This window comes from Pseudoalteromonas sp. A25 (assembly GCF_009176705.1).
In the GTDB taxonomy this organism is placed as follows: Bacteria; Pseudomonadota; Gammaproteobacteria; order Enterobacterales; family Alteromonadaceae; genus Pseudoalteromonas.
Window position 1 is genome coordinate 2,269,620 of record NZ_AP021846.1, and the last position, 25,934, is coordinate 2,295,553.

18 protein-coding genes and 1 pseudogene are annotated in these 25,934 nt (G+C 41.9%); 10 read left to right on the forward strand and 9 right to left on the reverse strand.

Annotation, left to right across the window (positions count from 1 at the left end; genetic code table 11):
- Positions 1-37 precede the first annotated feature (37 nt).
- Positions 38-3,364, forward strand: coding sequence for a ribonuclease E (rne, locus tag GDK41_RS09615; protein ID WP_152086206.1), 3,327 nt, complete (start codon positions 38-40; stop codon positions 3,362-3,364).
- A 703-nt stretch (positions 3,365-4,067) separates the two neighbouring features.
- Here rne and GDK41_RS09620 read toward each other — a convergent pair.
- From GDK41_RS09620 to GDK41_RS09630, 3 genes are all read right to left on the reverse strand, one after another.
- Entirely contained in the window at positions 4,068-6,944 is a 2,877-nt protein-coding gene (locus tag GDK41_RS09620) for a TonB-dependent receptor domain-containing protein (RefSeq protein WP_152086207.1), read from the reverse strand.
- A gap of 300 nt (positions 6,945-7,244) precedes the next feature.
- Positions 7,245-8,594: a transglycosylase SLT domain-containing protein gene (locus GDK41_RS09625; RefSeq protein WP_152086208.1), complete on the reverse strand. Its 1,350-nt coding sequence runs from the start codon at positions 8,592-8,594 to the stop codon at positions 7,245-7,247.
- 120 nt (positions 8,595-8,714) lie between these two features.
- Entirely contained in the window at positions 8,715-9,293 is a 579-nt protein-coding gene (locus tag GDK41_RS09630) for an LPP20 family lipoprotein (protein ID WP_152086209.1), read from the reverse strand.
- A gap of 188 nt (positions 9,294-9,481) precedes the next feature.
- Between GDK41_RS09630 and GDK41_RS09635 the strand changes: the two genes are divergently transcribed.
- Genes GDK41_RS09635 through GDK41_RS09645 form a run of 3 tightly spaced genes read left to right on the forward strand, consistent with a single transcriptional unit; the run spans position 9,482 to position 12,789 of the window.
- Positions 9,482-11,200: a hypothetical protein gene (locus tag GDK41_RS09635; protein ID WP_152086210.1), complete on the forward strand. Its 1,719-nt coding sequence runs from the start codon at positions 9,482-9,484 to the stop codon at positions 11,198-11,200.
- A 4-nt stretch (positions 11,201-11,204) separates the two neighbouring features.
- Positions 11,205-11,819, forward strand: coding sequence for a penicillin-binding protein activator LpoB (locus tag GDK41_RS09640; RefSeq protein ID WP_152086211.1), 615 nt, complete (start codon positions 11,205-11,207; stop codon positions 11,817-11,819).
- Complete coding sequence (locus GDK41_RS09645) at positions 11,809-12,789, forward strand: LPP20 family lipoprotein (RefSeq protein ID WP_152086212.1); 981 nt, start codon at positions 11,809-11,811, stop codon at positions 12,787-12,789. Before GDK41_RS09640 ends, GDK41_RS09645 begins: the two co-directional genes overlap by 11 nt.
- Before the next feature lie 61 nt (positions 12,790-12,850).
- Here GDK41_RS09645 and yejK read toward each other — a convergent pair whose 3' ends face one another.
- On the reverse strand, positions 12,851-13,864 hold the full coding sequence (gene yejK / locus GDK41_RS09650) for a nucleoid-associated protein YejK (protein WP_152086213.1): 1,014 nt from the start codon (positions 13,862-13,864) through the stop codon (positions 12,851-12,853).
- A gap of 65 nt (positions 13,865-13,929) precedes the next feature.
- Between yejK and GDK41_RS09655 the strand changes: the two genes are divergently transcribed.
- The 5 genes from GDK41_RS09655 to GDK41_RS09675 are packed head-to-tail and all read left to right on the forward strand — an operon-like array spanning position 13,930 to position 18,907.
- Positions 13,930-14,142, forward strand: a complete 213-nt coding sequence (locus GDK41_RS09655) for a DUF1414 domain-containing protein (RefSeq protein WP_152086214.1) — start codon at positions 13,930-13,932, stop codon at positions 14,140-14,142.
- A gap of 4 nt (positions 14,143-14,146) precedes the next feature.
- Positions 14,147-15,643: a DUF3413 domain-containing protein gene (locus tag GDK41_RS09660; protein ID WP_152086215.1), complete on the forward strand. Its 1,497-nt coding sequence runs from the start codon at positions 14,147-14,149 to the stop codon at positions 15,641-15,643.
- A gap of 59 nt (positions 15,644-15,702) precedes the next feature.
- Positions 15,703-16,176, forward strand: coding sequence for a DUF4124 domain-containing protein (locus GDK41_RS09665; protein WP_152086216.1), 474 nt, complete (start codon positions 15,703-15,705; stop codon positions 16,174-16,176).
- Between the two features lie 60 nt (positions 16,177-16,236).
- Complete coding sequence (gene aceK / locus GDK41_RS09670; RefSeq protein ID WP_152086217.1) at positions 16,237-17,979, forward strand: bifunctional isocitrate dehydrogenase kinase/phosphatase; 1,743 nt, start codon at positions 16,237-16,239, stop codon at positions 17,977-17,979.
- Positions 17,969-18,907, forward strand: coding sequence for a LysR family transcriptional regulator (locus GDK41_RS09675; protein ID WP_152086218.1), 939 nt, complete (start codon positions 17,969-17,971; stop codon positions 18,905-18,907). The genes aceK and GDK41_RS09675 overlap by 11 nt, the downstream gene beginning before the upstream one ends.
- Positions 18,908-19,124: 217 nt before the next feature.
- On the opposite strand, the gene GDK41_RS09680 is transcribed toward GDK41_RS09675, so the two are convergent.
- The gene (locus GDK41_RS09680; RefSeq protein WP_152086219.1) at positions 19,125-20,084 is read right to left on the reverse strand and encodes a fibrinogen-like YCDxxxxGGGW domain-containing protein; all 960 of its coding nucleotides are present in this window, start codon (positions 20,082-20,084) and stop codon (positions 19,125-19,127) included.
- 112 nt (positions 20,085-20,196) lie between these two features.
- Here GDK41_RS09680 and GDK41_RS20360 point away from each other — a divergent pair.
- Positions 20,197-20,346 (forward strand): annotated as a pseudogene (locus GDK41_RS20360) (transposase); the annotation flags it as partial.
- Positions 20,347-20,729: 383 nt separating this feature from the next.
- Here GDK41_RS20360 and GDK41_RS09690 read toward each other — a convergent pair.
- The 4 genes from GDK41_RS09690 to GDK41_RS09705 are packed head-to-tail and all read right to left on the reverse strand — an operon-like array spanning position 20,730 to position 25,910.
- Positions 20,730-21,773, reverse strand: coding sequence for a phage late control D family protein (locus tag GDK41_RS09690; RefSeq protein ID WP_152086221.1), 1,044 nt, complete (start codon positions 21,771-21,773; stop codon positions 20,730-20,732).
- 10 nt (positions 21,774-21,783) lie between these two features.
- Positions 21,784-21,999, reverse strand: a complete 216-nt coding sequence (locus GDK41_RS09695; RefSeq protein ID WP_152086222.1) for a tail protein X — start codon at positions 21,997-21,999, stop codon at positions 21,784-21,786.
- Positions 22,000-22,011: 12 nt separating this feature from the next.
- Positions 22,012-22,458: a phage tail protein gene (locus tag GDK41_RS09700; protein ID WP_152086223.1), complete on the reverse strand. Its 447-nt coding sequence runs from the start codon at positions 22,456-22,458 to the stop codon at positions 22,012-22,014.
- Positions 22,458-25,910 carry a hypothetical protein gene (locus GDK41_RS09705; protein ID WP_152086224.1) on the reverse strand — a complete coding sequence of 1,151 codons (3,453 nt, stop codon included), beginning with the start codon at positions 25,908-25,910 and terminating at the stop codon, positions 22,458-22,460. The genes GDK41_RS09700 and GDK41_RS09705 overlap by 1 nt, the downstream gene beginning before the upstream one ends.
- Between the last annotated feature and the right edge of the window lie 24 nt (positions 25,911-25,934).

The following is a 25,934-nucleotide window of genomic DNA, read 5'->3' on the forward strand; positions in this document are numbered from 1 at the left end:
AGTCAGACTCGACTAAATTTGAAAGTAGAGTAACAATATGAAACGAATGCTGATCAATGCGACGCAGCAAGAAGAAATGCGCGTAGCACTGGTTGACGGCCAAAGATTATACGATCTAGATATCGAAAGTCCTGGTCACGAACAGAAAAAAGCCAATATATACAAGGGTAAAATTACCCGTATCGAACCATCACTTGAAGCCGCATTTGTAGATTATGGTGCTGAGCGCCACGGTTTCCTTCCTCTTAAAGAAATTGCTAAAACATACTTCCCAAGTGGTTATACCTTTAACGGCCGTCCTAATATCAAAGACGTGATCAAAGAAGGTCAAGAAGTTATCGTGCAAGTTGATAAAGAAGAGCGCGGTCAAAAAGGCGCTGCACTTACCACCTTTATCAGTGTTGCCGGTAGCTACTTGGTACTAATGCCAAACAACCCAAGAGCAGGTGGTATATCTCGCCGAATCGAAGGTGATGAGCGCATTGAGCTAAAAGAGGCGCTTAGTCGTTTAGACCTACCTAAAGGCATGGGACTGATTGTACGCACTGCAGGTGTGGGCAAATCGTATGAAGAACTTGAATATGACCTAAAAGCCTTATTAGTGCATTGGCAAGCAATTCAAGAAGCCGCAGACAGTGGCAAAGCGCCATTTTTAATTCACCAGGAAAGTAATGTTATTTTCCGTGCTATTCGCGATTATTTGCGTCGTGATATCGGTGAGATATTAATTGATAAGTCTCGTGTGTTCGAAGAAGCCAAAGCGCATATTGAACGCTTTAGACCTGACTTTATGAGTCGCGTAAAGCTTTATCAAAACGACGTTCCGCTGTTTACTCATTATCAAATTGAAAGCCAAATTGAGTCTGCATTCCAACGTGAAGTTCGCTTGCCATCTGGTGGCTCTATTGTTATTGACCCTACCGAAGCATTAACGTCTATCGATATCAACTCTTCTAAAGCAACTAAGGGTGGTGATATTGAAGAAACGGCATTAAACACTAACTTAGAAGCAGCAGATGAAATTGCTAGACAACTACGTTTGCGCGACTTAGGTGGTTTGATTGTTATTGATTTCATCGATATGACACCACCTCGCCACCAGCGTGAGGTTGAAAACCGTTTAAAAGACGCAGTACGCCCTGATAGAGCACGTGTGCAAATTGGTAAAATTTCACGCTTTGGTTTATTGGAGATGTCTCGCCAACGCTTACGCCCAAGCCTAGGTGAAGCAAGTCAGCACTCGTGCCCGCGTTGTAGCGGCCAAGGCACGATCCGATCAAACGAATCTATCGCGTTGTCTATCCTGCGTTTAATCGAAGAAGAAGCAATCAAGGATAACACAGCACAAGTTAACGCACAGGTTCCTGTTACCGTTGGTGCTTACTTGTTAAATGAAAAGCGTAAATCGGTTCATAGAATTGAAAAGCGTCATAATTGTGATGTGGTTATTATTCCTAACCAACATATGGAAACACCACATTACGAAGTGCTGCGATTACGCAAAGATGAAACGTCGCAAGCGGCAAGCTATGAGCAAATGACAGTACCAGAGCCTGAAGTGCTTGAAGTTTCAAGAGCGCCAGCAGCTGTAAAGGAAGAGCCAGTGTTAAAAGGTGTCGTAATGCCTACAACACCTGCGCCCACTCCCAGCCCAGTTTCGCAAAAGCAAGCTGAGCCTGAAACAAGTAAGAACGAACCAAGCCTGTTAACCCGCATTGGTAACTGGTTAAAAGCTTTGTTTAGCTCTGACAGCGAAGACAAAAAAGATGTTGAGCAAAATCACAAGCAGCAGGAACATAAACCTCGTAGAAATAACGACAACAGACGTAAAAACCAAAATCGTCGTCGTAATACGCCCAAGAAGCGCGATGAACAGTCACAAACAACGGCTCAAGAGCCAGAAGCTCGTGGCAATGATAGTCGAAATAATGACAATCGTGATAAAACTGAGGGAAGAAATAAGCGCCGTCGTCAAAATCAACGTAAGCGCAGCGATGTAAATAAGCCTGATCCTGAAACAGCTAAAGACGAGTCGCTAAATACCGACGTAGAGAGTAAAGAGGTTAAAGTAAAACCTCGCCGTCAGCGTCGTAATTTACGCAAAAAAGTGCGCATCAATGAGCAAGCTGAAGTACGCGAAGACGTAATTACAAACGAGCAAGATAATGCATCGGTTAAAGAACAATCTGAAAAAGCTCAAGAGCCGGCTCAGACAGTTTCTGAAGCGAGTAAAGACATTAAGCCAGCTGACGCAAAACAAGATGAAAGCCAAGTCTCAGACGCAGTAGCCGCTGACATCAAAGCCACACCAGCGAAGTCACAAGACAAAGAGCCTGACGCATCAGAAGAAGCGTCTAAAGGTGAAGACGATGCACCAAAAACTCGCTCTCGCCGCTCGCCTCGACATTTACGTGCTGCTGGGCAACGCCGTCGTAAACCAGAAGGTGAAAAAGATGCAGAGCCTGCATTTATCCCTGTTGCAGATCAAGCTGCTGCAGAGTATGAAGCGCAGCTAAAAGCACAAAGCTCAAGCAAAGAAGAAGTGGCAGAAGTTAAATCTGAAGCAACACCTGACACTGTAGAAGCTGACGCTAAGACCCCTGCTGAAAGTGTTGCTGAAGCTCAAACAGATACTCAGCCAGAAACTTCTGCAGAGCCTGTTGAAGCGAAAACTGACGCTCAGCCGGAAACATCGGTAGAACCTATTGAAGCGCAAACTGATGCTCAGCCAGAAACATCGGCAGAGCCTGTTGAAGCGCAAACTGATGCTCAGCCAGAAACATCGGCAGAGCCTGTTGAAACGCAAACTGACGCTCAGCCAGAAACATCGGCAGAACCTATTGAAGCTAAAACTGACGCTCAGCCAGAAACTCCTGCAGAGCCTGTTGAAGCTAAAGCTGACGCTCAGCCAGACACACCAGCAGAGCCTGTTGAAGCGCAAACCGACGTTCAAGATGATACAGCTGATAATGAGCTGGCAGATGCACAGCCTGACACAGTTGAAGCAAATGCGGAAACCTATGCTGAAGCAATAGTTGAAGATTCTGCGCAAGTACTGGTCGAGTCTCAGCCAACGATGGAACCTAAGGCTTCATCAAGCAAGACTGCGACTGCGATAAATGGCACGCAAGATAAGTCAAGAGTGCGTTATACCAATAATGCAAGCTCACCAATGACCAAGGCTAGCAGTGTTGATGAGCAGGTTGACATGATCACGCCATCAGCTATGCCACATGAAGCAAGAGAAGTGGTAGCAAACTCAGGTTTGTCGGCAGGTTCAAAAGCGCCTGTTGGTCATGCTAGTGCAGCTATGACCTCAACAATGGTAACTGACTCTCGTGAGTCTGCGCACCACGCAGAGTAAGCTATGCTAAGAGAAAAGGCCGCAATTGCGGCCTTTTTTGTCTTTATAAATCGATATAACCTTTGCCAAACAACTAGATTGCGCAATTCATTGCAAAGTAATGAAAGCTTATCCGTAACTCGATAATCATTTCAATACCAGGCAGTTCTAACTAGAAACTCTTTACACTACTATTATGGTATTTACTTCAGCAACTTTCTTGGAGAGCCATTCAATGTGGTTCGTTATCACTACTCATATCTGATTAACCAGACTCGCCCTTTTGTAATCACAACACAATTGAACCTAACAGCATATTTTTCATTGCTGTTAAGCTAAGTAGCACCTATTGGATTAGATTAATAAAAGAGCGCTTTTTAGGCTGGTTTTCGAACACTAGGTTATCAACGAAGTCAATACGCAAGTTTCTTTGCTATTTACTTGGAGGGTTAACTCAATTGGTACACAAAAGCTATTAAGTTCATCAAAGGCGGATAGTTGATTAAAGACAAGAGGATACTTTTCATGATCAGGGCAGAAATTAAAGGCACAGAACAACATTTCTGTGCCTTTTCATAGTGATTGCATTGTTCAAACTAGTGGAAAAAGTAACAATTTAATACAACAAGTGAGGTTTAGAACCTCTCACATGCCATAGCCCTTCTAATTACTCATTCCGCTGAATTGTGCATATATGTAGTGCAATCGATAAAAACAGTCATTCTTAAAACTTATAATTTAAGCCTAAGAAGAACTTACGCCCCATGTCATAAAGTGCGGGCCTGTTATATACATTTGGTCTGCGAGGTGGTGACTGATCCAACACATTTAACACACCGTAGCGTACATTAAGCTCATCCGTTGCTTGATAGTTACCCGTTACGTCCCACTTTATAAAAGAAGGTACATCATTGTAGTTATTATCTTCAACCGTCCAGTTCTTATCTAGCACGATACTATGCGTGTAATCTGTAGCTACTTGAAGCTCAAATGCATCATAGTTCCAAGTAATGGTATTTCTCGCTTTCCAACGTGGGAAAATACTTGGGTCATTACCTAAGTCTTTGTAAGAGCCAATCAAATCATCCACATCAGCTGGTAACCCTGTTGGATTATACTTGTACTCTTCTAAGTAAGTAGCGGTGGTATTCCAACGGAATTGACCAAACTCAGTACGAAGTACATAGTTTACTTCAAGGTCTAAGCCTGACGTATTGTAATTTGCAAGGTTTTCATATTGTCCTATCCAACCCTCTTGAATTTCAAAGTTGGCACCGCGAGTAAACTTATCGCAGTATGAGCCATTGTCATAGCAATATTGAATAGCAGTGTTGATATCAAGCAATTCAATCGCATCAGAAATATCAAAGCTCCAATAGTCTAGTGTAAGAGTAAGGTCCTCAACAAAACTTGGAGTAATAATTAATCCGATGGTGTAGTCATTTGATGTTTCCGGCACCAGTTCTTTGTTACCCTCATTAGAGCCAGGTATATTTGCACGTTGCCAAGCTAAAGATGGGGTAAAACCATCTGGTACACCTGCAGCCTCACAGTTTGCTTTACGCTGTGCAGGATTTGCTCCAGAGTTAATACGCTCTGCTTCACACACATCTGTTAAGAAAGAAAATGACTCACTTTCTGGATCAAACAATTCTGAAATCGTAGGAGCACGAACCGACTTTGATTTAGTTGCTCTAAACTTAACATCATCGTTGATTGTCCAATTAATACCTACTTTATACGCATCATCTGAACCTTGAACACTATAATCCATATAGCGGTAAGCTAAATCTAACGTCAATTGCTCAGCTAAGAAAACATCTTCAAGTAATGGGATAGAAAATTCAGCAGAAAGCTCGGTAACATCAAATGAACCGTCTAGGTCGGCCGCTTTGTTACCAAAAATTTGCCCTGTTTTAATCAGCTCGCCATGTCGAGATTTAGCGTCCTCTTCTCGCCATTCAGCGCTAAATGCAGTACCAATTGGACCTGCAGGTAGTTCAAACAAAAAGCCATCGATAACAAAGCTTGCTGAACGCTGGGTACTTTCTGTAGTACGGCCATCTTCTGCTGCTGACCATGCAATTGCCTCAGCTGATGCTTGATTTGGACCAAGAATATTAAATGGCACACACCCTTCGACAGCGCCAACTACCGCGCCGCTCTCATCTCTTTGTGCACAAACAATTTGACCGTTATAGTTAACGGCATCCGTCGCCTGAGCAAGTTTGCCTTCGTGCGCTCTTTGCAGATACTTATCGTCAGTACTGAAGTGACCTTCTTGATAATGGAAGTTGTAACCCCAATCATCATTAATTGCCCCTTCAAAGCCAATCGCAACGCGCCATAGTTCTCGGTCTAGCGTGTTAATACGGTCACCAAACTCGTTATCGAATCGATATATACCAAACGCTGGTGCATCACCCATTTTCGCTTTCAAGTCGTCTCTAATAAAAGCGTTATCAGCATTCACCGTATGATATTTGAACATCGGAGTTGCTTCAGAGTTTGATTTAGTTTTAGCAAATGTCGACTCAAAGAACATGGCGTGGTCATCATTTAATTCATAATTACCATTTAATGACAATACCGTTCTCTCTAACGGTGTTTGCCATACACTATCACCAACAAAATCCCAGCCGTCACACTCACCAAAACACATGTTGTTACTGAAACTACTCGCATTTGGCGCTGGAAGTCTTTCGCCATAGTTCCAATCTCTAACAGAACCATCGTCGTTAAACGTATAAGCTTGGTCTAAACCGTAAATACGTCCTGCACGTCCTAGCGTCATCACCGTATATGCGCGTTCCATCATCAGTTTAGCTGGGATACCATCATCCGAAATAGGGTTGCCATTGTCATCAACGCCTTCAACATTATCTATACCAACAACGGGTGTACGACCAAACTCACGATCTTTTTGTTGAACCTGCTCTAACTCTGAATAAGTTACATTGAATAATAAGTTACCCTTACCCTGTGCAAAATCAGAACCATAAGTGAATGAATAAACTTCTTTGTCTCCGTTGTCTTCATCTGGTTTGGTAAAAGACGCATCAAAGTCAAATCCAACAAAATCTTTCTTCGTAACAATGTTGATAACACCAGCCATCGCGTCGGAACCGTAAACGGCTGATGCACCACCAGTGATAACTTCCATGCGCTCAACAATCGCAGTTGGGATATTGTTTAAATCAACCGCTGAATCCCCTGCCGAGCCACCAATGAAGCGACGTCCATTGACCAGCACCAAAGTTCTGCTAATACCCAAACCTCTTAAATCGGTTTGGTTTAAACCAGCTGACCAAATAGTGCCATTCGATGCTTCTGGTGATAAACCAACAGTTGAGCTAGGCAACTTGTGTAGCAAATCAGCCACGTTAGTAAAACCTGCGTTAGTCATATCTGCACCGGTGATCACCGTAATTGGTGTAGGAGAAAGCGCACCAATACGCTTGATACGAGAACCAGTCACCTGAACTCGTTCAATAGACTCTTCTGCTTGTTCTTCTGCCGATTGTGCTTGCACGGTGTAAAAGGATGTGGCAAGTAATGCCGCTTTTACGCCTAATGTAATTAACTTAATTTGAGTACTCACTCATTGGCTCCCTGAATTTATGTTTGTTATATGTGAAGTTGACCCTATTAAAGGCCCAAGCTTTTGTACCACAAAACAGCACAAACTGTAAGCATAAAGCACTTTTCTTGTCACTTTTTCTGTAAATAATTATGAACAATAAGGAGTCAATTCTAGGCCATTGATATTTATCATTGAGAAAAGCTAGGAAACATTCATAATGATATGGCAGCACACCTAAAACACCATATCTAGAGTTCAAAATAGCGTTTTAGTACAAGCTGCGTGTTATTAAAGATTTAAACCTGCTAAGCATTAAAGCTAGAGCGACTGGTATAATGCCTCTCGCTCCAATACCTGCTTTAAGTAGTGCTTTGTTTCATCATAGGGAAGCCCTTGCTCTAGCGCCTCTAATACTCGCTCGGGGGTCATCGAGTTGATAATGCGGCTGGCTTTTTTTATATTACGAGAATCATCACTATTAAACACCCTAGCTACATTCCCAGCGCCTGTGTTGTACGCTGCAATCATGCAGTATTTTCTACTTAAGGGATCAGCGATATGCTTTAAGTAGCGTTTATCAAGAATGTGTAAATAAGCAGCGCCCGCTTCAACATTGTTATCTGCAACATACAAATACGCATCTATCATCGGTTCATCACGGTTATACAAAAACCGATTTACATCAACACCCGCACTTGTGGGCACTATTTGCATTAATCCAAAAGCAGGTATAGAAGATTTAGCCAGTGGATTAAAGTGGCTTTCTGTATGAATAACCGAAAATACTAAGCTTGGCGCGATATTAAATCTTTGGCTATTGTCTGCTACAACTAATTGATATTTCTTAGCCCGCTTGGGTCTTCGCTCACTGCTTTTTAACGTGATAGAAAACTCAGTCACTTTTGATTGCGATTTAGGCTCTTTCACTAACTTCTTTATATTCGATTTGAGTCTATCAAGACGCTGTGCTTGCAGTTGTTTGAGTTCAAGTCGCTTTTTATTTAATAAAGTTTCAGAAGCTTGCGCATCACTTTGCTCAGATGGCATTGCCAACTTGTTATCTAACTGTTGCTCAAGCAACTGCTGCTGCTGCATAACTTGATGCTTAATAGCCTGCTTTGCCTCAAATAGCGACTGCGCTTTTTTAACATTGTTGATTTCGTAACTTGACGTAATTAACTCATCGGAGCTTAATTTAGTTGGCGTTTTACCTGCAAAAAATGCATCAAGTAATACACTGTTTGTTGATAAAAACGTTTGAAACGCCTTGTCTACATAATCGTCGGGTGGGCTTTCATTGTGTGGATGACGAATAGCAATTGATAAGCGCTCATTTTCAAAGTCAACGAGCATGCGAGTGTTATTTTCATTATTATAATCAACGTATTGAGCTTTATCGCTGGTTTTGGCTTCTCCCCATTTGGCTATCAGTTCGTCCCTATAAGCATCAAATTGTGCAAAGTGTTCAGCAACATAATCCTGATATGCGTTTAAATGCTGTTGTTTAAATTGCTCAAATTCGCTGCTCTCATCAGGTACACCACGAAAGCTGGATTGCCATTGCCGCATTGCCTCGTCAAGTTCGCTAAACATCACATCTTGCGAAGCAAAACCGACGCCCACCACCAACTGAGTACTTAAAGCAACAGTAACTAACTTTTTAACCATTTTTTATTCCTTATAAAAAAACAGCGGTAGCCAACCGTCGGCATGAACAAGTCAACGAAAACAGAATAAACGTAAAGAGGTAGCCACCAGCATCACCAATGGCTTTAAACGTGGCACGATTTAATTCGTCAATTTTGCGATTTCTTTTTCTAAATCTTTTTCAGCTTTAAACGCTTTAAACTCTTGATATAAAAATTGCTCATCTTTTGGATCAATCTTTGGCTTCGCTTCTTTTATCAAATCTTTGAATAGCGTTTTTGTTAACTCTGGCGATAACGTTGTCAATGCGCAAAAGTAGTCTTTACCAGCGATATCAACCACATCAGCTTTCACAACTCTAGAGCCATTTAGCGTTTGCCTTGTTAACTGTTTAGACACTGAACTAAATGTGCTGCCAACCGTCATTTCATCATTGGCATCCGCTCTGTTAGCAAACGTTTTATCAAGTCCCTCAATGCGTACTTCAATTTGTTGTGCCAGCGCCAAACGCGCATTCGCCACAGCCATTTTTTGGTCAACAGAGATATTGCCTGAATATTTAATACAATCCGCAGCAGCAATGCCATCCTCAATAACAGGATTGAGTACCCAGTCAGGAATATTGACTCGCGGACTAGACATGTCACCTTCTTCGGTTGAACTACAAGCTGATAGCATCCCAGCAAGTACTAGCGTAGTGATCAGTGGTTTAATTTTCATTTTCTTTCCTTTTGGGCCGAAGTATTTCATATCATCCAATCTAGCAAACAATTACTAATGAGGAAGTAATAAATTGTAAAAACGATTTTTAACAATTTATTGCTTTAACAATATTAATTGTTTTATTACCTTGCGCACATTGATAAGATATTTTTGTCATCTGACAACATTACGCAAAGGACGCATCATTGAGTGCAAGTATAAAGACATATGTTTATTTATTAGTTGTTTTAATTAAACTTTTTTTACTCAGCGCCTGTAATGTCACGCCATTTGAGTCGCTTTCTCCAGCCCAGCTTGCACAGCAGGGAAACCTAGCAAAAGCCAAACAAAACGTTACAGAGAATTACAGTAAAACTGGTAATGAGAGACTACTCTACCACTTAGAAATGGCAAGTCTATTGCACCTTGAGAAAAACTTTGCACAAAGCAATTTGCATTTAAGCGAAGCCCTGCATCTTATTGAGTCTTTTTATACACAAAGCATTTCTGAGATGGCTCTGGCCCAGTTTAGCGGGCCAACATTCAAAACTTATAAAGGAAAGGCGTATTACGTACCGCAAATTCATATCATGAAAGCGATTAACTACAGTGCTTTGGCACAAAGCCACCCCATACAAACGCAAGAGTTTATAGACTCAGCACTGGTAGAAATGCGCCAACTAGACGTGTTTTTAACGCAATTAAAAGACAAAACAGGTGGTTACAGCGCTACACAAGCAAACGACACAACGGCTAGTAAAATCAATCAAATACTTACACCTATTTTTGCACCAAAAGGACTACTAGAAAATATTGATTACAAAGACGATGCCTTTGCGCATTTTCTCAGTGGCGTGCTATTTGAACAAGCAGGAGAGTTTGATTCAGCGCGGCTACAATACGAACGCGCAATGAATGCCTATAACCATGGTTTTGAAAAACAATATCAATTGCCAGAACAAGTTTCTGAGCAAATTACGTTAGCGCTTGCCCGAGTTATGCGAAAAGCCGGAGGCTATCAAGATAAGCTGGATGAGCTACGCAGTGCTTTAAAAGGAGCTGAGAAAATCAGCAGCAATCGCGCTAATGTAACGATTGTTCAAAACACTGGTATCGCACCTAAAAGAAAACAGCTCAATTTGTTACTAAAGGCCGATAGCCAAGCTAAAGCATTAGTAATGACACCCATTGTCTTTGGTACAAATCAAGAGCGAAAAGCACAGATCAGATGGTTCCAAATGATACATGCAGATACCAGCTTGTTTGACATGGTGCAAAACTATATGCTCGGAGACTTAGGCGACGTCGCTATGGGTGCCGTCACTAAACGCTTGCCTTTGGGGCCCTTGTGGGACGATGCTGTTAAACTTGGCATTGTGGATGCCCTAGAGTTTGGCGCGAGGATATCTGTAACATACATGGAGCCTATTAACACTCAACTACAAAAAAGTGAGATCTGGTTATCAGGAAAGCCTTATGCTGAATTACTTCCCTATCACTCAGTTGGCCTAATGACTTTACAAGACGCATTGAGCCAATCTAACCAAGAGATCCGAACCGCGTTAATAAGAGAGTTAACTAAAGCGCTATCTGCAAAAAAAGTATTAAAAGAAGCCGGTGTTAGACAGGATAATTTATTGGGTGATTTTGCTAAACTTTCTACGTCACTTGTCAATGCAATAACGGCTTCAGCGGATACAAGACAATGGCAAACTCTGCCATCCGAAATCCGTGTCGCTCAGGTTGCACTCCCCGTCGGCGAGCAACAAATTACAATTAAGACCTACTTAAATTCTGGGCGGATCATCGAACAACATGAAACGTTACACGTAAATAATAGTATGAGCCTGTGGCATACTCGCACTTTTTTAGATGCTGCACATAAACACACGTCTCGTCCCCACTCAACCTCTAATATGGAATAACGGTATGAAAAACAATCGCAAATTTATTAAGCTCGTTCCTTTTGCGGTGTTCTCTGCACTCGCATTAAGTGCTTGTCAAAGCACAAAAGTACAACGGATTGATGCGAATCAAGAAGTTGCTTTGTCAGACAAATGGAACGCTAAAGACTCACAGCTAGTTGCTGAGGCAATGATCAGTGATATGTTGAGTTTTCCTTGGGTTAATGAGCATTTAGCAAAAGAAGGCAGCCGACCTGCAATCATCATTCAAACTGTTCGTAATAAGTCTCATCAACACATTGCCGTTGATACTTTTTTAAACGACCTAAAACGCGCCATTTTGCGCTCGGGTCAGGCTGACTTTGTTGCAAATAAAGAAGTAAGAAATGAGATACGCGAAGAGCGCAAGGATCAAGAACTTAACGCCAGTTTAGAGTCACAAAATGAAATGGGCCAAGAATATGGTGCTGACTATGCCCTCTCAGGCACAATAAATTCTTTTTTAGATCAACAGGGTGGTACTCGAGTCACTTTCTATCAAGTTGACTTACGCCTAATAGATATGACCAGCAACCGAGAGGTATGGAATGGCCAGAAGAAGATTCAAAAACTACAAGAGCGTTCAGGCTATGGCTTCTAAACTATCCAAAGCACTATGTTTTAGTATGTTGCTGCTTGCAGGGTGCCAAACAACGCAAGATACTGCCGCAGTTTCTGCGCCTCCATCATGGATTACAGAAACACCCAACTCTAGTTTTATGATCTATGGTGTTGGCGTTGCTGAGCGCGTGGGTGATATGCGTAATGCTAAGCTAGCCGCGCAGGAGTCTGCGCGCCTTGCACTGGCTAAGCAACTAAATGTAACGATTGCAGCAACCACTACCGTTGCACAAAGCGCAAACGAAAAGTCTATGCAGTTTCATGTAGATGAAGTGATCAATTCACAAGTCCCCAACATCTTATTACAAGGTGTCAAAATTGAAGATGAATATCATAATGAGCATACGGCTTACGCGCTTGCGTCTTTCAACCGCACTGAAGCTATCATGCAAACCGAGCTTAGCATTAGTGGCATTGATGAAAATATCCGTCAAATCAATCTAACTATTCCATCTAAATCTCAGCGTTTAAAGCTCGCAATAACCATGAGAAAGCTTGCTATCGAGCGCCGTAAGTTGAACAACTACTTACAAATGCTGCAATCGGCTAAACTGCCTCTACCTATTGACGTTCAGACACAACTACAGGACAGCGAGAACGTGCTAAATAGTTTGAGCTTTAGCCTAAGTCCAGACTCTAACAAGCATGATAATATCAAAGATATTGTAGCCAACGCATTGACTAGTAATGGTATTCAAGTTGTTGCAGAGCAAGCTGATTTTGAACTATCTTTTCGCGTAGATTGGCAGCACATCAAAAAAGATACCACCTTTTATAGTATCGGCGAGAGCTTTTTAGTTGTGAAAGAGGCTGGCACAGAAAAAGCGCATTTTAACAGTAAAGTTAAAGCAGCGTCTTCATATTCTCAAATGGCTAAAAATAACGCCATGAAAAAGCTTGGAGACAAGTTATCAAAACAATTAGCTGAGTTTATTGTTTCAGGCACTTAACGAAAAATATCATTGGCATAAAAGCCGCTTCAGCGGATTTTATGCCAATAACGCCAATAGGCTATTCGCCTTGCTCGTAAAAGCGCAGTAATTGATCTTTTAAGTTTGGGGGAATGCCTTTTATTGTAAGAGTGTCGCTTTGAGCATCATATATCACGCGCTCACCCAAATGCTTGCGCTCAAACCCTACACTAACACCACCGCCAAGACCCGAAAACTTCACCATTGTACTTACTGTCTTTTTATCAACTGGAAACGACTCAGCTAACTCATAACCTTGCTCTTTATAAAACGAATCAAATGGCGCATCCGATGACTTAGACAACGTATCAGAGAGTGTTTCAACGTTGGCATCTTCGCCTGACGCTACGCAATCATTACAATAATCAAATACTTCTTTACGTAAATTGTCTTTCTCTTGTTTATCAAACTGTTGCTCGCTTAAATAATCCTCTACAGCATCGAGCATCACCTGTGATTGTTGCTTTGGATCAATACCCTCTTCGCAGCCAAGAAAATCTAAGAAAAAGTCAGCAACCTTTCTGCCTGCGCGTCCTTTGATAAATGAAATATATCGCGCTTCATCTGCTTGCGTATCCCATGCAGTAAGATCAACACGCGCAGCCAGTTGCATACGTGATATATCAAGATGTCGAGATGCAGATAAATCAAGCTCAGAGGTAATTGAGTAATGCTCTTTAATATTGATAAGCGCGATAAGAATGTAGTCTGTTGCTACATACTGATAATGGCAAAAAATCAAATAACCGGTCTCATGAAACGCGTATTTATTTAGTTCCTCTTTGAGTACTTCGGTTGCTTGTTGCGTCAAATGCCAAAAGCCCAATTCATTATTACGGTAGCTTTGCATTGCAGCAGACACTTGACTATTTTTTTCACCACTAAATGCACAGTATCCCTTACCTGGTTTACCGTTGTAAGCATGATGTAACTGTTCGATGAATACTCTAACCTTATCGTTAACTTGCATTTCATCTTCGCGTAAGTGGATCTGTGTATCTTCATCTTGCTTGTCGACATAATGTACAACTAGCTTATTCACCTCTATGCTCATCTTTGTTTTTCACGCCTCTGGTGTTAAAATGAAAAAATTATAACTCTTTAAAATTGAACCAACTGATGCCTATCCAATCTAAATATTCCAACGAGCAAGTTGAGCAAATTGTTGACCAACTTATTGATGTACTGACCTCGCAGCAGGCACCAGTGGATTTGAGCCTTATGTGTTTAGGAAATTCTATCACGCATATTTTAAAAGAGCATGTGCCAGAAGCGAAAAGACAATCAGTTGCTGAAAACTTCGCAAACGCACTCGTACAGTCGGTAAAATAACTGGATGAATTTAACCCCACAAAGCCCCTTTTCCTCTAAAGCGAGTCAACTGTTAAGTTGGGGGCACTGGTTTACGTTCGCAAATATTGGCTTAGTACTGTTAATTAGCAGTAGCTATTTATTTGCTGATAAGGCACCGTCAAGCGCACTTGGCGGTTTTTATATGCTTATCACTTGGCTAAGCCATACGAGCTTTATCACATTTTGTGCTTTTGTACTGACGATTTTTCCTTTGAGCCTTGTTTTTCCGTATCCAAGGCATATTCGTGGTATGGCAGCTGTGATAGCAACATGTGGGATATCAATTTTAAGCCTAGATGCGTTTGTATATTTTAAATTAGGGTACCATTTAAACCTTGAGTCTGGCCCCGAAATTATCTCTTTGCTGTGGAGCGAGTTTAGTGGCTCACCTTTATTAGCAAGCACATTAGCCATTTGTTTCATCGCCATAGTATTAGTCTTCGAATTACTTGCTGGGAACAGAGCTTGGCGACATCTCGCTGAACTAAAAAGTTATAAATTTCCTCGTTATGCCTCAGCAATATTAGTAAGCTGTTTTGCCGCCAGTCATAGTATTCATATATGGGCCGATGCAAATGCTTATTTCGATATCACAAAACAAGATAATGTATTACCGCTATCTTACCCAACCACGGCAAAAACACTGTTAGCTAGGCATGATTTATTAGATATCAGACAGTATGAACAAGCACACGATATTAGCCTAGCGCAAACGCAACACCCATTTAATTACAGCAAACCAATCCCATTGTGCACTGTACCAAGTGATAGCTCAGTAACCATTGTGGTGTTTGAACAAGCAACCAACTTAGCGGCCTTTGTAAAACAGCATGAATTAGCCCCTATTAAACAATTGCTACAACCCACTGAGCACTCAGACGCTTTGTTTAACTTGATCCATGGCCTACCCGCATTTTACAAATCATCGGTTCCAGAGCATGCGCCACCTGCATGGAGCTCGTCTCAACCGTTATTGAATGTTGTTGGATTTGACAGCTACAGTGAAATGACTAACCCAGCTGCCCCCATCAATATCATTCATGAGAATGAACTTGAAACCAATCAAGCTATCCAAGGAATGATTATTGCCTTTTCTTTAGCACCGCAAAGTGCTGAGGCTATTTACAATGGCATGCTCTACAGCAACGACTTCAAAGTATCTGAACAACTCATTTTCAAGCAATTACATGATGTGACTTATACCTTAGTTGCATCTCACCTAAACTGCTCTGAACTAGCTAGCCACACCATGCTAGGTAGAGACCTCGAGCACACCACTAATGCTGAAGGCGTTAATTATACTCAAGGCGTATTAGTAGCATTTAAAAAAGATAAGATAACCTTGGTTCGCCAAGATGGCAGCTATAAAAACTTATCTGGCACTGAAGGTTTCACGATTGATCAAAAACTGGATATTCCATTTTTAATAAATAGTATCAAGGTATTAAAAAAGTTTTCCCCTGAGCAAAACCCACGCTAGTTTGCCATTTTTTTAGGTTCGTCTATCTTTGAGTGAGGATTATTTAAAAAGGAAGCTTTATGATTCGGGGTATTATTTGTGTAATTTTTTTCACTTCATTTTTTAGCCAAGCAAAAACCGTTGTTAATTACTACAAATGCGTCACTGAACGTGGCACTTTGTATAGCCAATTTCCATGTGGTGGTAATGGTACACAACACACGCTTACCAACGTAGATCCAAAAGCGGGCGTTCCTGCGGAACAACATTTTAAGACACTCAACCGGCTAGAAAAAAAGCAAATTGTTCGTAATTTAAAAAGTCAAATTCGAGCTAAGAAGCATGAAGCCGCGATTTTAACGCGAGAAAGGGATAAAGAAACGCGCCTTCAACAACAACGCGTCAATCGTATTATGGACGACAAAAAGCGTTCAGAGACAGTAAAAGATATTAAAAAGCAGTTGAAAACTATCAACAAAACCTATCATCGCCAATATCGCTCTCTTAACAAGCAAATAGTGCAACTAGAGAAACGCCTCAAACGTTTCGAATAAGTGACAATGCACAAAAAAACCGTTAACCTACAAACAGGTCATACCACTTAAGGTGATACGGTGCAGTCATTTTCTATAGCAGAGCTGATATTGGCCGGCTTTACAAGGCACTATCAGCTTTTTCAAAACATTACCCAACAGGCGGGACACGCATTTGCTGCGCAAGACTGGCCATTGATTCAAAAGCTCAGCAAATCAAGAATAAGTCACTACGATTTGCGTGTTGATGAAACCATAAATCAACTCAAAGCCACGTTACCTTGCACAAAACTCAATGAAGCTCTTTGGTACCAAATAAAACAAGATTACACAGAGCTGCTAAGTTTTCATCCCCAAGCCGAACTCGCTGAAACGTTTTATAACAGTGTTTTTTGCCGCTTATTTCACCGACGCTATTTTAATAATGACTTTATCTTTGTTGAAACAACACTTAAAGATGCGCCTGCCTTACCGATTGAGGCAGAGTATAGGAGCTACTTCCCTGTTGTAAATGGTCTTAAACCAACAATTAGGCAGATCATTAATCATGTAGACTTTAAAATTAAATTCAATAATTTAGATAAAGATATTAAGCTTCTTATGAAAGCTTTTATTCGTCAAGCACCTGATACACACCATAAAAGTCATATGATGCGCTTTGATATATTACAAGCCCCATTTTATCGCAATAAAGGGGCATATATCATAGGTCGAGTCGTATCAAAAAGTGGCGTACAGCCGTTTATTATTTCAGTCTTGCATCACCCTGGTGGCGGGCTTTATATTGATGCATTGCTTACTAACTCATCACAAATGCGTGTTATTTTTGGCTTTGCTCGGGCCTATTTTATGGTAGAAACTCACGCGCCTTCCGCTCTTATGCGATTTTTGAACCAACTAATGCCCAATAAAACGCCAGCAGAACTATACAATGCGATTGGCTTTCATAAACAAGGCAAAACTGAGTTTTACAGAGAGTTTCTGACACACCTAGATAACGGAAATGATAAGTTTACGGTAGCACCTGGGACTCCCGGTATGGTGATGATGGTGTTTACTCTGCCAAGCTTTCCATATGTGTTTAAAGTGATCAAAGATAATTTCTCAGAGAGCAAACCTTTTGGCCGAGATACTGTTTTAGCTCGATACCAACTCGTTAAAAACCACGACAGAGTGGGTCGTATGGCAGACACTATCGAATACTCTGATGTTGTTATTCCAAAAGATAGAATTGAGCCATCGCTTTTGGAGCAACTCAAAAATACGATCGCTTCAAGTATGCTAGATGAAGGTGACATGATAGTTATCAAGCACCTTTACATAGAAAGACGGATGACCCCTTTAAATCTGTATTTACAAAATGCTGATATTGAACAAACTGAATATGTAATAAATGACTATGGATTAGCTATCAAAGAGATGTTGCAGGCAAATATTTTTCCTGGGGATATGTTGCTGAAAAACTTTGGGGTGAGTAAACATTTACGTGTGATCTTTTACGATTATGATGAAGTTCAATACCTTACAGACATGAATTTTAGAGACATGCCGAAAACAGATCTGTCAGATCTATACAGCGGTGCTGACGAACTCTCCGCTGCGCCCCAAGACGTATTTCCACAACAATTGTGTACATTTGTTCTCACAAACCCTACACTCAGAGACCTATTTGAAAAAGCGCACCCTGAGCTGTTAACAGCGCAATTTTGGCAACAAGCACAGCGAGATATAAAAAATAAGGTTGTTAAACATATATATCCTTACCCTCAAACGCAGCGCTTCGTACACTTAGACATAACAAAAAAGGAACGCCGTGAATATTAGTAAAATTGATTTAAATCTGCTTGTATATTTAGATACGCTACTTCGCGAGTGCAACGTTACCCGAGCGGCAAACCAGCTTAGTATTACCCAGCCCGCCATGAGTAATGGCTTGAAAAGATTAAGAAACCTGTTTAATGACCCTATTCTAGTTCGAACCAGTGAGGGCATGGTGCCTACTGAACGAGCACTTGAACTACAACCAGTGATCCGGGGGATATTAATGACCCTAGAGGAGACACTAGCCCCAAACAGGGAGTTTGTAGCAAGCCAAAGTAATCGTGTATTTCGAATTATGGCTAGTGACTATGCCGCCAGTACGCTTGCGCCAAAGTTACTCAATAAGCTCCATGAAGAAGCACCAGATACGACACTTGATATTCTCACCCCTAGCGACGTAACGTTCCACGATGTTGAAAACGGCAAAGTGGATATGGCCATAAACCGTTTCGAAAACCTGCCACAATCTTTCCATCATAAACAAATCTGGAAAGATAGTTTTTGCTGCTTAATTAAATCAGATAACCCCATTATCGATAGCTTTAACTTAGAAGCCTATCTAAAAGCACGACACATCTGGGTTAGTAAAACCGGTTTTGGTGTAGGCGTTGGTATGGACCCTGCCGACGTGCAAAAGCTAGGTTGGGTTGATGAAGCATTAGCCAACTTTGGTAAACACCGCAATATCGCAACATTTACACGCAACTACCATGTGGCTATTCATTTGGCCAAAGAGCAAAACCTAGTAGCGACGTTACCGTCAAAAGCGGCAAACATTTACAAAGACGATCCGGGTTTAGCAATACTTGAGCCGCCATTCCCTATTCCACCTTTTGAGTTAGATATGATCTGGAGCCCACTGCTGCATCGTGATGCAAGCCACATCTGGCTTAGACAAAAAATTGCAGAAGTCGCTGATGAGTTAAAATAGCTTTATTAATGCAATGTGCAAATAAGTAACGGGTGCTTGATCAACGAATTGTCAATTAGTCAAAAGCGCCCATTACGGCGCTTTAAATGATTACTTCAACAACAGGCGGTGACTCTAAGATAGTGTTCGCTCATACTAGATATTTAACAGTTTTAGCTGACACAAATTTCAAAGCCTACTCACTAAAGTTCAATTAGGACTTTAAATATAGAATAAACTACCTAATATACACTCGAGTATAGCTAATTGTTCTTGCGTATGACGAAGAAGGGTAAGCGACTCTATCAAAAGTTATATTAGGATAGATCCCAGTATAAAGCTTTGAATGAGTACCCATTTCAGCGCTGTTTTTTAGATGTAAAGCTGCACTATTAGATTCTAAACCAAAAAAGTAAAGTGTATCAGTATCAGTAACTAAAGATTGTGCAAGAGAGTCTTTAATTTTATTAATACTTATAAAACTCTGAGTTCTTGCTGTCCCATTCCAACCACGATATTCCTCAACCATGATTGAGTCTGCGCTTGACTTTAATACCTGCCAGTAAGAGTCCTCCAAAACTCCTTCACTTTCATAACCCACTGAAGTTGTCGAGGGAAGAAGCTTACCAACTCTGTCATTTGCTACTAGAGTCCAGCCACCTCCATCTGTTGTCATATCACAATAAACAGATATTTCGTAACTAACGCCTTGTGGACCATCGATATCAATTTGATAAACACCACTTCCAATATTACTTCCATTATCAAGTATGTCTTTACAAGATTTATATTTAGGAACAGAGCTATGCTTTGCAAATTCAAACTTAGAACTTTTTATGTTTCCGTTACTTTCGTCGTACACAGAAAATACATATGTGTATATGCCTAAACCAAACTCTTGAGGAACATTAATATAACCATTCTGTTTCTCAATCACCTCATCAGGCATTAGTGTAACTCTCTTAGGTGCTGAGCGTGTAATTACTTTTCCATCAGGGAAAACCAAATAGTCGTAATATTTTATCGTTTTCTCTTCTTGTCCATTATTGGTTAGTATGTTTGAAAAGTAGACTCTTCCGCCGTTTTCATTCAACACTGAAGGGTCAGTATGTGGGCTAGTACTAATATCTAAGTTTGCAAAAGCTGAAGTACTAGATAACAACAATAAACTCGAGGCAAAGTTCAACACATATTTCATTATTAAATCCTTTTTTATCTTTAAGTAACGAGGATAGTATAATACGTCTGATATAAATTTTTACATAATTTCATAAGTAAAATTTCTATCAACAGAAGAAGGAAATTTTACGATGCGAAAAAGTAAGTTCACCGAAACACTGATCGTGGGCATGATCAAAGAAGCTGAATCAGGTGTTCCTGTGCCAGAAATATCTCGCAAACATGGTGTTGGCCAAAGTACATTTTACAAGTGGCGTTCTAAATATGGTGGGATGGAAGTGAAACAACACTTGGAAGGAGGCCAGAGCCTAAGCGATACGCATAGGGTGGCCTTAGTTGGAGAAAGGAATCGTTGGGAGGACTTATACCAATCCGCAATAACACTTAATCATTTTGAGGGATTAAACCTGACGATAGCTGCGTTAAAAGTTTCTCATTTAGAACAACTAAATAACGAAATTTTTGCCTTGCCTATATGGATGTAGGTACCTTAGCGATAGCAGGACACGGTAGCGGTGCTACCGACAAGGTTCTCTTACCTCAAAATAGACTACTTAGTTAAGCGGATTGGTATTAGGAAGACGAAAAGCCCAGTTGGTATTGCACCAGCTGGGCGTTAATCATATGAATAGTAAGTTTAATTTTTTATTTATAGATGTACCGTTTAAGCGAGTTGTTCACAGATTAAATGAGAACGAAAACCCTGATAGTTAATTTGGTGCTCTACTTCTGACACAAACCATTTACCAAGTATTTGTTCTATTTTATTTTTTTCTGTTGTTGATTTATCAACCACATTTATCACCGCACCGGCGACAATTTTTGCATCACCAATCATCGACAAGGCCAGTGTTTTGGTCGCTCGCTTTTGCCGGTTATGTTTAGCTTTGGCTGCCCGCTTGGCTGTTGCTTCATCAGCATACACATAGGGCAATACCATTGCAGGGCTGCCCTCACCTTCTTTAACTGGCGTTCGTGTTGCCGTATCTAAGTCATGATAAAAGGCGGTTACTTCACCAATTTGGCGATAAGCACCTTGCTCATACTGCCAATCAAGTATGAGTAAATTGCTAACTTCGACTTCTGCCAGCGATTTACCAGAAAGTGATTTTCCCGTGCCTCGCGCCATAAAAATAAGCTTGTCATAGGCTATTTTCACAATGGCATCAAACTGTTCAGCTAGCATGCTCAGCAACTGTGCATCACTCTCATTTTGCTCAATATGGGGTAACTCAATATTTTTGAATGCATCACCCACTTTTGGGTCTAGGCCATGCTCACCAGCTATATCAGACACCAGCTCACCGAGCTTTTTTGGCTTTTTGGGATCTTCCGGCCATGAACGCTGCTTTGGTGTTTTCAGTGTGGTGTGCCAAAACAGCTTATTGCCAAACAGTTCCATAGAGCGATGGGGGCCTCGTAAACTGGTTTCACCTACTTCAAAAATACCAAGTGGTTGCAAAGTGGCGGTTTTATCTTCGTTACCTTCTTTGTAGCCCATGGCAATTTCAATGGTGTCGGTCGGTTTTGACACTTGAATGGGTGCAGGCTCTAAGTTATCAAAACGCACATAACAACTATCGCTCATCAATCCGGTTTTTAAGCTCACTCGTACGTCAACAATACGGTCAACCAATCGCTTTGCGACTTCCTTGCCGTTGGTTTTAATTGAAAACTGAGGCTGAATATTTTTAGCTGCACTGTCCATGGTATTTACCTCAGTCCCAAATATTAATCACGTTTTGCGCAATTGGCTTTTCAATTACTTCAGGCAAAAATATTTCAATGTTTTCTTTATAAATTGCACCAAGTTCGGCCAAGCCATGATTGGCTTCTAACACCATTTCTACCATGTCGCTGCTGCGCCCGTAGTGACGCCAGCAGATATTATCTAAACAGTCGCCATCGCGGGTGATATAGGTAACGCCACTCATTGTATTCTCCTTTTACTTAGTATTGCCGTCATAGCTCTCTAAGGTCATTTGGAACTGGATTTCTCTTGGAATACCGTCGTTTAAAAACAGTTTGCGCTCTTCATTTATCGACTTAATGATCCATTTTCCCATTACGCGTCCAACCGATGGACTCGACTTGCCGCTTTCTTCTACATACCCCAAAGTCAGAGGCTTGCCTTTAGCAGCCTCTGTACGCATTTTGTCAACCTGCACAAGGCCATCTTCAACCAATTGTGGATAGATGGTGCCGTCAAGGTTAATACTTTGCCTGCCCACTCCAATGAATTGCTGAACTGGACTATTTTTTTCGGTTTGTGATTCTTGGGTTTTCCAGCGATATTGGGTTTCGTAACTTAATTTACTAAAAGCCGCACTGCTGACTGAGAATTTATAATCACCCAGTTGCATCATGTGCGATGCGCTACTTACTTTTGCCATTAGGCTACCTCGTCAATGTATCTTAGGCGCATATCGCGCTGTGCTTGTTGCTGTTTTTGCTCAAGCACTTGTTTAATTTGTTCAGCAATATCAACAGCCGACATGTCAGGTGTGGCGTTCACGGTAATGTTGGCGTTTACAGTCACACTGCTATTTACGTTAGGTTTCGGTTGTGAAGCTTTTGTATCAACGCGAGGGGTTGCATTGAGTACATTTGGCTCACTTGATAGTGCTGGAGATAATGACACCGCATTTTGCGAATTCACCGCTAACTCTTTGTTTGGCTTAGCGTTAGCTTGGTCTTTACCTAATACTTTTTCGCTAAACCAACCGCTAACACCACCCACAGCTTTGCCTACAGCACCACCACCAAACAAGCCCAACATCGGGGCTACTGCCGCCAATACCGGATTTTTCGACTTGCCTAGTGTGCGGATGATTGCTTCACCCGCTATCCAGCCACCACCAGTTTCACCGATGCTTTGCGCCTTTTCTTTGGCAGATAAAGCGTCGTTATTAGCGGTATTGAGGATGCTCAGACCGTTCACCGCATGACCTAAAATACCAGTGACGTTAGCCACCTTGCTCATTTTACTACCCTGCTTGTTAGCTTTAGGCTGTGTAGCCATCATAGTGCCAGCAATTGCCCCCATTGGGCCGATCACATTGCCCGCTAAGCTCAAAATCTCGCCAAATGAATTTGAAGTACTGGCAGATTGTGATTGCACCGTATTATTAGCGGTACTTGTAACTGACGTACTTTGATTTGTAGTACTTTGATTTGAAGTTCTCTGACTCGATGTGTTTTGTATCTGCGAGCTAAGCGCCTGATTGTTGGACTTATTAGTTTGTTGTGCATTACTGACAACTGACTTAACAATGGCGTCATTCGCTGCGGGTCGACCCAGCGTTTGATCTACTTTGCCAATACTCAAAGGTTGCGCATTGGCTAATGATGTCGGTTGGCTTTGAGTGCCTTGCGCTACGCCATTCGCAGCATTGCTTGTCTCTGAAGAGGTTGGCTTTTCATCTTCAATTTTGCTTCCAAACCAGTCACCTAAAAATCCACCCAGTGATTCACCGCCGAACGAGCCGATTGCGCCGCCAATCGCACCACCAATTAGGGTACCAACGCCCGGAATGATGGAGCCAATTGCAGCCCCCGCCGCGGCACCAGCCATGGCTCCACCTACGCCACCTGCAGCAGTACCAATTTGCTGTGACTTTTCACGTTTGCTCAAACTGTCATCTGACAAAGTAGACGCAACGTCAGCCGCGCCCATAATGCTACGCAGTGGAGCGGTGAATCTGCCCAGTGTTTTTGCAATTGGACTGCGCGCTAGGCTTTTAAACACCCCACCCGTTTTAAACTTGGGCTTGTTCATCTTGCCAAAGATAGGGTCATTGGCAGCCCCACTTTGACCAAGCTTTAGCTTGCTGGTTTGTTTAACCGGCTGCTTTGTTGATAACTTATTTGACGTTTTTGATGACTGCTTACTAGGCTGCTCATTTAAGCCACCATCCAGAACTTTAAGCGCTGGTTTTGCGACTTTAGCCTTTGCTTTTGGCTTAGCTTGCGTAACATCTCGACCTTCTTTGGCCCATGGCTTTTTATTGCTGCGGTACTGAGCTTGAGTGCGTTTAGCACCTCTGCGTTTTCCTTTACGGTTTTTGTTTGGCTTCTTTCTTCGTTTTTGCTGAGGCTCGTTTTGTTCGTCCTCGCTCAAAGAAGATAAAAACTCAGTAGCAGCGTCACCTACCGATGATAGATCACCGTTTAAAATACCTTTAAAATCGAGTTTACCGATTGCAGCGCCATGCTTTTTAAACACGGAGGCTGCATCGCCAAAACCAAACGAGTTCAGCAGATCAGGCGCAGCTTTAACTAAAGACTGCAAGTCACCGTCCACTATCCCTTTCATATCCAGCTGCTTGAGTGCTGGTAATGCAGTTTTTAGTGCTTTTGCGGGGCCTTTAAAATTGGCAGCGTCCATTAAATCCGGTGCAGCATCTAACAAGGTAGAAATATCACCACTGGCGATGCCTTGCATATCCAGCTGCTTAAACGCTGGTAGCGCGATTTTTAATGCCTTTGCAGGGCCTTTTAGATTCGCCGCTGCCATTAAATCTGGCGCAGCATCGAGCAAGGAGGAAATATCCCCCTTAGCAATGCCCTGTATATCCAACTGCTTCAGCGCTGGTAACGCGGTTTTTAATGCCTTTGCGGGGCCTTTTAGATTGGCCGCTGCCATGAAATCTGGCGCAGCATCCAATAATGATGAAATATCACCGCTGGCGATGCCTTGCATATCCAGCTGCTTCAGCGCAGGTAAAGTAGTTTTTAATGCCTTTGCGGGGCCTTTTAGATTGGCCGCTTCTAAAATATCAGGCGCTAAGTCAATTAAGGATGATAAGTCCCCTGCCGCAACTCTTTGTAAATCAAGTTGATTAAGTGCGCTAACTTGCTTTGCTGCTGGCTGCTTATCTTTGCTCGCCCATGCCTTATTAGATTTATTTTGCTTTAACTTAGTTGTTTTTAATGCCGAAGGCGCTGGGCGTCTATTACCTTTTGCGCCTTTGCCTGCTGTACCCTTGCTTTTTGTCTTCGATGGCGTCTGCTTTTTTGTCCCTTTTGGCTCTAACGCACTGGCCGAAGGCGCTGCACTTTGCAACGTCTCAGACAAACCCATTTTTTCTTTGCTAGGCACAACCTGCTTATCTTTTAATTGAGCCGCAAATTGGTTATTTATCGTAAGATGCTGTTGAACATTTTTAACATTAACCACTTTTAGACTGGCTACCGTATTCAGTAAACCACGAATGGCACTACCAATACTTTGTTCAAACGCCTTTGGTAAATCTTTACCTAGTCCCAATACGGCGTTTTCAACCGCACCAATAGACCAGTTAAGTTGCGTGAAGCTTTCGTCAAGTGAAGTAACATCAATGGCATTGAGCAAGTTCGCTGTGCTGAACTGCACCGATGACAAACTGTCGCGCATCACACTTTGTGCATCTAGTTGTCGCACCGCTGACTCTTGTGTGCTCAAAAGGCTGCTTTCAATATGTGCGCTGCCATCGGTTTGTGGGTCTGCTGCCAAGGCGGCCTGCGATTCATCCCCTAAAGGCATAGCACTTGTCTGCTCAATAAGCGCAGCGTTGAGATCTAGTAGGTGGGCACGCAGCTGCGTAACATGGCTTGCCAAGAGCTCATTCATGTTAAACTGCGATAACAAGCCTAACAATGATTCCAGTGGCTTAGTATCAAACGCGAGTGCTTGATTTTGCAGCTGCGTTATCACCTGTCCAAGCATTTCGGCACTGGCGCTAATGTCTTCATATGGCTGAACGTTTGGCAGCTTATTTTTAACCTTGTTTTGGGCAGTTCCCTGCTCAGTCGAAACGCCCTGAGTTTGTGAGCGAGTTTGATCAGAAAAGTCCTGATTTGTCATAGCAATACCTAGGAAATACAAAGA

Bases quoted from the DNA above. Each gene is read 5' to 3' on its own strand.
- rne (WP_152086206.1), top strand. From the start codon at position 38: ATGAAACGAATGCTGATCAATGCGACGCAGCAAGAAGAAATGCGCGTA.
- GDK41_RS09625 (WP_152086208.1), bottom strand. From the start codon at position 8,594: ATGGTTAAAAAGTTAGTTACTGTTGCTTTAAGTACTCAGTTGGTGGTG.
- GDK41_RS09630 (WP_152086209.1), bottom strand. From the start codon at position 9,293: ATGAAAATTAAACCACTGATCACTACGCTAGTACTTGCTGGGATGCTA.
- GDK41_RS09640 (WP_152086211.1), top strand. From the start codon at position 11,205: ATGAAAAACAATCGCAAATTTATTAAGCTCGTTCCTTTTGCGGTGTTC.
- GDK41_RS09645 (WP_152086212.1), top strand. From the start codon at position 11,809: ATGGCTTCTAAACTATCCAAAGCACTATGTTTTAGTATGTTGCTGCTT.
- yejK (WP_152086213.1), bottom strand. From the start codon at position 13,864: ATGAGCATAGAGGTGAATAAGCTAGTTGTACATTATGTCGACAAGCAA.
- GDK41_RS09655 (WP_152086214.1), top strand. From the start codon at position 13,930: ATGCCTATCCAATCTAAATATTCCAACGAGCAAGTTGAGCAAATTGTT.
- GDK41_RS09660 (WP_152086215.1), top strand. From the start codon at position 14,147: ATGAATTTAACCCCACAAAGCCCCTTTTCCTCTAAAGCGAGTCAACTG.
- GDK41_RS09665 (WP_152086216.1), top strand. From the start codon at position 15,703: ATGATTCGGGGTATTATTTGTGTAATTTTTTTCACTTCATTTTTTAGC.
- GDK41_RS09680 (WP_152086219.1), bottom strand. From the start codon at position 20,084: ATGAAATATGTGTTGAACTTTGCCTCGAGTTTATTGTTGTTATCTAGT.
- GDK41_RS09690 (WP_152086221.1), bottom strand. From the start codon at position 21,773: ATGGACAGTGCAGCTAAAAATATTCAGCCTCAGTTTTCAATTAAAACC.
- GDK41_RS09695 (WP_152086222.1), bottom strand. From the start codon at position 21,999: ATGAGTGGCGTTACCTATATCACCCGCGATGGCGACTGTTTAGATAAT.
- GDK41_RS09700 (WP_152086223.1), bottom strand. From the start codon at position 22,458: ATGGCAAAAGTAAGTAGCGCATCGCACATGATGCAACTGGGTGATTAT.
- GDK41_RS09705 (WP_152086224.1), bottom strand. From the start codon at position 25,910: ATGACAAATCAGGACTTTTCTGATCAAACTCGCTCACAAACTCAGGGC.